Here is a 7,049-nt window from a genome sequence, read left to right as displayed (position 1 = left end):
GGAGCCGCCGTCACCAATGACGCTAACTGGATTGCGCAGGCGATGGCATCCACAGCCGAGCAGGGAGTCCGTGTTGAAAGCCTTGCTATCACATCTCGATTTCTCCTAGCCCAAAGGATGAGCTTTGCGACGGGATTGGTACCGTCTCACTGAAGACTTTTAGGGGAAATGGGATTGGCCAATCGGCAAGCCGTGGGATGGCTCCATCACGATGCGACCTTTCCAGACGGTCACCCTCGATCTCACCTACATCTAGTCATCAACCGAGTTGGTGAACTGGGACAGACTTATTCGACCGCTCAGATATCCAAAAGTCAATCGGGTACTGAGACATCTAGAGGCTAGCTACCAGCTCGGACTCAGTTAGACCAGCCAGTGAAGCCGCCATTAGGCGAGACACACCAGGGCAAATACATCGGGTCGCAGCTGAGCAAGCGCACTACCACGCAGCAGATCATCCCGTTCGGGCAGCTCCTGAACCCAGTATCAGACGCCAGCTCCAATCTGCCCTTGATGCTGCAATCGCACAAACCACATCACCCGATGACATTATCGAAATCCTATCGCAGCAGGGCATCGAAACCCAGATGAATGATTGGGGCTGGAGTTTTGCCAAAGATGGTGTCTACTTGGCTGGCAGCCAACTCGGACGGCGTTATTCACTGATTGGGTAGAAGCAGATGGTCGATCAGCAGCCTTCCTCTCAAGCTCAATCACCAAAGCCAAATCAACAGCCGGATCAGAAGCTGCTACAAAGTCGGCAACGGCAGCGCCGACTTACCATGCAGATCGTGCAGGAAAGCTCTGAAGCTCAGGCGGGATCGCAGCAGCGGCGACGATCGGCTCGTAGCCTGAACTCAATGGGTCAGCACATGATGCGGGACTCCGATGAGGTCGATGGCCTGACGTTTATCGGCGGTGCGATCGCAACCGCTGGTGCTGCCGTTGAGATAGGCGAAGCTTTTCCCAGCAAATTGCGCAGGCTAGAGCCAAAGCCGAAGGTAAACACGCTATCGAACAGGTCAAGAAGCTAGAAGAAATTGGCGATCGCACTACGGCTCTGGAAAATACCCTGGTTAAACAAGCCCACCAGATAAACCGCTCTCAGCGAGAGAACCGATCGGCAATCAAATCGCCAGAGAACACTCCCTAGCATTGATGTTGCTGATTCGCCCGCCGCACAAAGCCTCAATCTCGCGAATGCGCGGTTAATGACGATTGGAAAGCAGCTCGGGGTTGAGTTCGAAGCAGCGGACCAGATCGAACTGGATCCGACTGCCCCCACAGGCAAACAACTCGACCAGATGGATAAAGCCATTGCTCAATTGGATAAGCGTCTCGGCACGCTAGAAGAAAGCGGTGGCCGAGATCGCTCAGATGCCAGAACCCACACTCGCTCAGGGGGGCTGATATCGCCCAATCACTGGAGCGGTTCATTCCAGGCGAGGACTCAATTTAGAGGCGAGACCGAACCCAGCACCTTCATCAGCTCTGCGGGCGTGGTTACGCTGACCAGGGAAGGGTTTCAACAGCAAGATGCTCGACTTACGATTACCGATGCCGACTACGGCACCGTCTTTGAAGCCGTTAAGCCCGTCGATAGCAACTGGGAAGGTCAAATTGACGAATTACAGCCCGAACAGGCCGAAACGATCACCCCGATTGCCTCAATCCGTTGAGGCCTACGGCCAGTACAAACAGGGGCAGCAAATTGTCAGCGCCCTGCAATCTCTGGCATCTGGCGAGTTTGAGAGCGATCACGGCCAAATCGACTGGAGCAGTCGAGTCTCTGGCTTCCGCTATCGCTTCAACATTAAACGACAGCCTGACAGCAGGCAGGAGGTAACGGGGCGTGACGCCGATCGTGACGATATTGTCTTCAACGCCACAATTAGCCGGGAGAACAACGTCTTCGTGGCCCACAACAACATTCCCAATCAACACAGCAACGAGCTGCTCAACCAACGTGAACCGGTATTAACTCCAAACTGGGAGCCATCACCTGAAGCAGACTCTCAAGGCATCATTTTGGGAGTTCAGCCTCAACCATCCCGGCAACGAGAGCTGGAATTGTAGGGAACAGACTTTTCAACACAGTTCAAAACAAGACGCAGTTAAGAGGTACCCGAATGACCTTCGTTAAACGCAACCAACGCAAGCCTAACGTGATCCGATTTCAACTGCTCTGGAAAATAGTTAGTCTACATCGTAATGAAGTCAGACTAATTGCCACACTGGCAGCTATTACAGGCTATATGGTGTTCGCCAGTCCGGCAGTCTTGATGACCGCAATTATGATCGGCGCGATTCGCGATCGCATTTGGACTAATCAACCGCAGTGCTCAGTCCGTTGCGGGTCTGGGTTTGCCAATTCAAGGCTGGCATCTGGCCAGCATTGTAATTGCCATTTCCGCCCTGCAAGTTGGGATGGGGTCAACTGACCCCGTCTTGGCCCAAATGTTCAACAACCTAGAGCAGTCAGTCAATGATGCCATCAACGACGCTGGCGGCACCTCAATTTCTCCAGAAACCATCACAACGATCTTCAATATTTTCCGAATCCTGATTGTTCTAGCCTTCCTGATTGGCGTGGTGATTGTCTTTACCCAGGCAACGCGAGGCGGAGACTGGCAACCAATCGCCAACCTGCTCGCAATTGGGATAGCGTTCGTTATCGGTGTTGAGGTGATTTCCACCCTGATTATTGGCGGCGGCGGAGCCGAGTGCTGGTGGATAGAAACGTTCTGTTAACTTGCATTTGAATCATGACTCTCGACGTAGACAGGAGATCCAATCCGCGTCGACAAGTTGCTAGGGGAACGAGCCCGAATTGGTCCGATTCCCGCTGAACAATTGTTGCCCTGGGTCGCCATTGGTGGCATGAGCTTCTTTCTGTTCAAGATGCTTCTAGCTGTCTCCTTTATGGCCTGGTTACTGATTTGGTTCTGGCTGAATGGCACCTGGTGGCTCCTCACCGGACGCAAAACCTATCAGTTCATCAAAAGCTGGGCACAGCCTCCCGGTCGGGACTGGACAAACGGTGAAACCCTATTTTTTCGTGCTCACGAAGATGCAGTCATGTGGCAAAAATTTCGCAATTTTCTAAAACGAGACAAAAAAATTAAGCGAGAGACCCAAGCGGGTGAAAAGCAGTTTGCTTCCTTCCAGAGATCTGACTCACCTACACTCCATCGTGGAGGTGGAATTGAGTGGGCACAAGTTTGCTTGTCTCCTGCTCTATGATGCAGGCAAGGGATCAATGGTCAGCAGAAATTCCGTTCAAGTTACAGGGCTTACGCCCCCAGCTGTATCGCTCAGAAGTTGAAGATGCAATCGCATCGATTCAGCAAGGAATGTCGGAAATTCTGCGAGGGGGAACGTCTACGGTTCCATACTGACTGCCGGTCGTCTATTAAAACCCGTAAATCGGAGCTGCGTACTCTCTCACGGCACCTCCAGATGCCCTCAGTTGCCGTCATGCTGCTGGATGAGGAAGTCCGCACCCAAGAGCTAACTGAAAGGGGGCACGGCAGGTTTGGTCACAAACGGTATGGGCCACCTGGTCTACGGCCCACGCCAACGAACAGGGAACAGACGCTATCGGCAAAGCAGTTCTCCAGGCCAAAAAACTGATTGATCAGCGTGTTCGCAAGATTGCAGGTACAGAAGCCATCCACTTTCAGCGATTTTATCTGAAGCTTATTCGCCAGATTCACGACAGCGGCTATATCAACTGGCGCAATATTCCAGAAACCAAAGCTCGGCTCAATATTGAACCGATGGATGCCCAGGAACTTTGGGAATGGCTCTGGTACCGCTTCAATCAGCGTAAGGCTCCTCAGCTGACTCAGTACATTCGAGTGCAGGTCTACCGACGATGGCATTCGGCAGCGGATTCCACCTTCCGGTCAAAAAGACCTGGTAACACTACTGCTACAAGGCGATCGCGGTCAGTCTTCCTGCCCCAAGCATAAGCGACAACACGGCTACGTGTACGTTAATGGTCTGGTCGGAAAGGTCGCCGTCAGTGAAGCTCCTCCAGAGCTATAGGCGCAATACCCGGCAGCAGCTCAAATGGATTTGGGATCGACTCTCTCAAGCTTGGATTCGGGACACCGAATGCGTCGTAGAGGTCACTCGCAAAGAAGCCTGGTCTACCCAGGATGAGCTGGAGAAAATGAACCGCCAAAGCTATTTTGAGGCTCAACGAGCAGCCGTGTACGGAACAGGTCGAAGACGTATCGGCCAGTCTCCAGCGACAACAGGCAGAGCAAGCTCTAATAAAAATTTATGAGGGACAGCGCCCCCTGCTGGTAGCCTGTACATTCATATTGTCTGGCGGAAGACGGAGCGGGCTTGTGATGAAGACGATCGCGCAGGCTTTCTGTTAACTCATTTGGAGCCGCCGAAGCCGTCGTTGAAAATGATGTCTGCTGGCGGGTGTGGTTGAGAGACCCTACCGATTAATACATTTCCGCTGCTGACGCGCTACAACGCCTTTTCTGAGCGACGCGTTGTTCTAGATACTGAAACCGTCGCTGGCTTCCTACCGCTAACCTGTCCTAAAAACATCCAACAGCGGGGCGTGGAGTTTCTGACCGAAGAAGGGGGAAAGCCGCTCTATGTGGAATCTCTTCAGCGGCACGGGGCGGGTGCTGATCACGGGCACTACCGGCTCGGGTAAGTCTGTACTTGGCTGGCGGTTTATCGAAGATGCCCTGGCTCAAAATATTCCGGTCGTCGGGATTGACCTCAGTAGCGGCGGTGACTCAACTTTTCAGACGGCTGTGCAATCCCTCGGCAAGTACGGAGCCTATGTCGATATCCTGCACGAACGACTCAATCTGCTGGAGCCACCCAATTTGCTTAATCTGCAAGCCGATGACCAGCTACAACGGTTCAAGCGGTGGAAGGATTTTGTGCGGCAGGCCATTGTTGCAATCGCAATGGGACAGATTAATGACCAGCAGTTGCTAGAGCGGGTCAACAGCATCGTTCTGCGGACGCTAGATGTCTTTTTTTCTGATCCTGAAATTACCGAACGCTACAACGAGGCGATCGAGCAAGGCTGGCAGTCGGATGCCTGGCAGAAGATGCCCACGCTTCATGATTTTTTGAAGTTTTGCTCACGAGAGCAGCTTGACCTCAAAAGCTATGAAGACATAGACGCACAAGCAATTAACCAGATTGTGGCCCAGGTAGGAGCCAAGCTAGTAGATCCAAATATCGGTGATGCCATTGGACGACCCAGTTCGGTAAATCCAGAGCCCCTGATCACGTTTTACGCGCTGTCGGGGCTAACCAACGAAAGTAATTCCTACATCATGGCGCTCTCCGCACAAATGGCAGCACTGCGCAATGCTTTGGCTCATAACCGTTCCCTGTTTGTCGGAGATGAGCTGTCGGTCTTGCTGAGTAAACGAGGCTTTGCTGACATCGTGGGGGAAACCTTTGCCACCGGGCGAAAGGAAGGAATCAGCGCGGTGATTTTAGCGCAAGACCTAAGATGCGATCGTCGAGTGTAGTGCTTCAGCCAAGATTTTAGCCAATATCAGCATCACCATTACTGGCAAAACTACCCCATGCAGGCTGTAACGCCTATATGCAGGCATTAGACTATCCCGCCAATGTCATCAAATACAACGCCACCGAACGCTTTAAGGGTAGCAAAGCCGATTTATTTACTCGTTGGCTGATAGAAGAGCAAGGGCGCTTCTGGCGAACCCGGTACTACGCCAACCCACTGATGCTGGCGGCCCTGGCAAATAGCGAAGCCGAACAGCTCGCCCGCAGCCGGGTGATGGCCTTCTATCCACCAACTACTCGCGGCTATCTAGAGGGGCTAAAAGACTTTACGGGTCAGTATGTTCAAGCCATGCGCGGGGTGATCAGTTTCGGGACATTCAAGCATCACCGCAAGCCCGGCGTCGCACTCAAGCTGTCGATCCAGATATGGGCAACGTGAGCAATTTAGTAAAGACGAGGACAGTATGATTCGACATCGATATCAACAACTCACTGTGACGCTGACGGCAGCTTTACTCCTGAGCGCCAGCATGGGAAAGGCCGTCTATGCCCAGGCTACACCTCCCTTTAATCCCAACGCCGATAGCCCAGTCAATGACCTTGACTTAGAGGATATCGATACCGGGGATGGAGAATTGAATGACATAGAAGAGGCAGCGGCGGATATTGAAACTGTGACTCGCGATGTGGATACCGCTATTCAGGATCAGCTCAGCAACATTGGGAGCACCATTGAGGACGACGGGCGACCTCCTGGACGAAAACGGCACGATTGGCGAGGTAAAAGATACGCTTGACGCCGTGGGAGCAGTACAGGATGCTTTTGCCTCGCTAGAACAAACGATTACGTCCATTTTTGATATCAACCGATTATTTGACCTACTCAACCTCGACCTGCTCGATATGGTTGAAGATCCCCTCGGCGGTCTTGCCAATTCTGGCAGTGTGAAGAAGAACAGCAATACCATCGAAATTTCCACTGGCGCACTGGGTTTACCCGACCCCAAACAGATTGAGCAGGAAATTGAAAATGCTCAACCCTCCGCATTTGAAGAGGTCGCAGCCACCAAAACCGGCGGCAGCGGATCTCCAGTCATCAAGCGCGACCTCGTTACTCAATTCGACCGACAGATGACTGATGAAGTGGCTGATCAGACAGCTCTCACCCAGGCTGGGCAGCAAAAGCTTCGAGAGAATGCCGAAGCCGCCAAGGTCGCGCTCAAGACCTCTCAAGAGTTAGCCACTGACTCTGAAGAACAGGATGTTTCTCAGAACATTCTGCGAAATCTGAGTGCACAACTGGCAGCGCAGCAGCAAACCAGCACCCTCGACAGCGTGGGACACCAGCTCCGAGCACGGGATGATGCACTAAGAAATAAGATGCTCGTCGATGCAGTTAGAGAGCTACAAGGCGACCGGATTCAAGACCGCCGGGAAACGGCAGCGGCTTACTCCAGAAGCATTGTCCAGGGCGGTCAGATCATCATGCCAGGAGTGGGCATCAATCCAGGAGGAGTGTAACC

The 7,049-nt window shown here is 52.7% G+C and carries 14 protein-coding genes; 12 read left to right on the top strand and 2 right to left on the bottom strand.

Annotated features, from left to right (window positions below):
- The first annotated feature begins 168 nt into the window (after positions 1 to 168).
- Together AC286M_RS06550 and AC286M_RS06545 are read left to right on the top strand one after the other, a co-directional pair.
- Complete coding sequence (locus AC286M_RS06550; RefSeq protein ID WP_488203602.1) at positions 169 to 345, top strand: hypothetical protein; 177 nt, start codon at positions 169 to 171, stop codon at positions 343 to 345.
- Positions 346 to 680: 335 nt separating this feature from the next.
- Positions 681 to 1,034, top strand: a complete 354-nt coding sequence (locus AC286M_RS06545) for a hypothetical protein (RefSeq protein ID WP_488203601.1) — start codon at positions 681 to 683, stop codon at positions 1,032 to 1,034.
- Here the strand turns inward: AC286M_RS06545 and AC286M_RS06540 are convergent.
- A complete protein-coding gene (locus tag AC286M_RS06540; RefSeq protein WP_488203600.1) occupies positions 1,031 to 1,156 on the bottom strand; it encodes a hypothetical protein in 126 nt (41 codons plus the stop codon). The two genes, AC286M_RS06545 and AC286M_RS06540, sit on opposite strands and share 4 nt — an antisense overlap.
- Before the next feature lie 55 nt (positions 1,157 to 1,211).
- On the opposite strand from AC286M_RS06540, the gene AC286M_RS06535 reads away from it, so the two are divergent.
- From AC286M_RS06535 to AC286M_RS06515, 5 genes are all read left to right on the top strand, one after another.
- Positions 1,212 to 1,679, top strand: a complete 468-nt coding sequence (locus AC286M_RS06535) for a hypothetical protein (protein WP_488203599.1) — start codon at positions 1,212 to 1,214, stop codon at positions 1,677 to 1,679.
- Positions 1,663 to 2,076, top strand: coding sequence for a hypothetical protein (locus tag AC286M_RS06530; RefSeq protein ID WP_488203598.1), 414 nt, complete (start codon positions 1,663 to 1,665; stop codon positions 2,074 to 2,076). The genes AC286M_RS06535 and AC286M_RS06530 overlap by 17 nt, the downstream gene beginning before the upstream one ends.
- Before the next feature lie 288 nt (positions 2,077 to 2,364).
- Entirely contained in the window at positions 2,365 to 2,751 is a 387-nt protein-coding gene (locus AC286M_RS06525; protein WP_488203597.1) for a hypothetical protein, read from the top strand.
- A gap of 57 nt (positions 2,752 to 2,808) precedes the next feature.
- Positions 2,809 to 3,243: a hypothetical protein gene (locus AC286M_RS06520; RefSeq protein ID WP_488203596.1), complete on the top strand. Its 435-nt coding sequence runs from the start codon at positions 2,809 to 2,811 to the stop codon at positions 3,241 to 3,243.
- Positions 3,240 to 3,398: a hypothetical protein gene (locus AC286M_RS06515; protein ID WP_488203595.1), complete on the top strand. Its 159-nt coding sequence runs from the start codon at positions 3,240 to 3,242 to the stop codon at positions 3,396 to 3,398. Before AC286M_RS06520 ends, AC286M_RS06515 begins: the two co-directional genes overlap by 4 nt.
- Positions 3,399 to 3,539: 141 nt before the next feature.
- Here AC286M_RS06515 and AC286M_RS06510 read toward each other — a convergent pair whose 3' ends face one another.
- Positions 3,540 to 3,884 carry a hypothetical protein gene (locus AC286M_RS06510; protein ID WP_488203594.1) on the bottom strand — a complete coding sequence of 115 codons (345 nt, stop codon included), beginning with the start codon at positions 3,882 to 3,884 and terminating at the stop codon, positions 3,540 to 3,542.
- A gap of 143 nt (positions 3,885 to 4,027) precedes the next feature.
- On the opposite strand from AC286M_RS06510, the gene AC286M_RS06505 reads away from it, so the two are divergent.
- The 5 genes from AC286M_RS06505 (at position 4,028) to AC286M_RS06485 (ending at position 7,047) form a co-directional block, all read left to right on the top strand.
- The gene (locus AC286M_RS06505; protein ID WP_488203593.1) at positions 4,028 to 4,294 is read left to right on the top strand and encodes a hypothetical protein; all 267 of its coding nucleotides are present in this window, start codon (positions 4,028 to 4,030) and stop codon (positions 4,292 to 4,294) included.
- Positions 4,295 to 4,622: 328 nt separating this feature from the next.
- Positions 4,623 to 5,525 (top strand): putative type IV secretion/conjugal transfer ATPase, encoded by a 903-nt coding sequence (locus AC286M_RS06500; protein ID WP_488203592.1) that lies wholly within the window; start codon positions 4,623 to 4,625, stop codon positions 5,523 to 5,525.
- Positions 5,526 to 5,602: 77 nt separating this feature from the next.
- Positions 5,603 to 5,965 (top strand): hypothetical protein, encoded by a 363-nt coding sequence (locus AC286M_RS06495; protein ID WP_488203591.1) that lies wholly within the window; start codon positions 5,603 to 5,605, stop codon positions 5,963 to 5,965.
- Positions 5,966 to 5,990: 25 nt separating this feature from the next.
- Positions 5,991 to 6,323, top strand: coding sequence for a hypothetical protein (locus AC286M_RS06490; RefSeq protein WP_488203590.1), 333 nt, complete (start codon positions 5,991 to 5,993; stop codon positions 6,321 to 6,323).
- Positions 6,259 to 7,047, top strand: a complete 789-nt coding sequence (locus AC286M_RS06485) for a hypothetical protein (protein ID WP_488203589.1) — start codon at positions 6,259 to 6,261, stop codon at positions 7,045 to 7,047. Before AC286M_RS06490 ends, AC286M_RS06485 begins: the two co-directional genes overlap by 65 nt.
- Positions 7,048 to 7,049: the final 2 nt, after the last annotated feature.

The sequence above is a fragment of the Thainema salinarum CENA647 genome (genome assembly GCF_057732415.1).
Note: the sequence above shows the minus strand (reverse complement) of the source record. Positions and strands in the feature narration are given on the sequence as shown.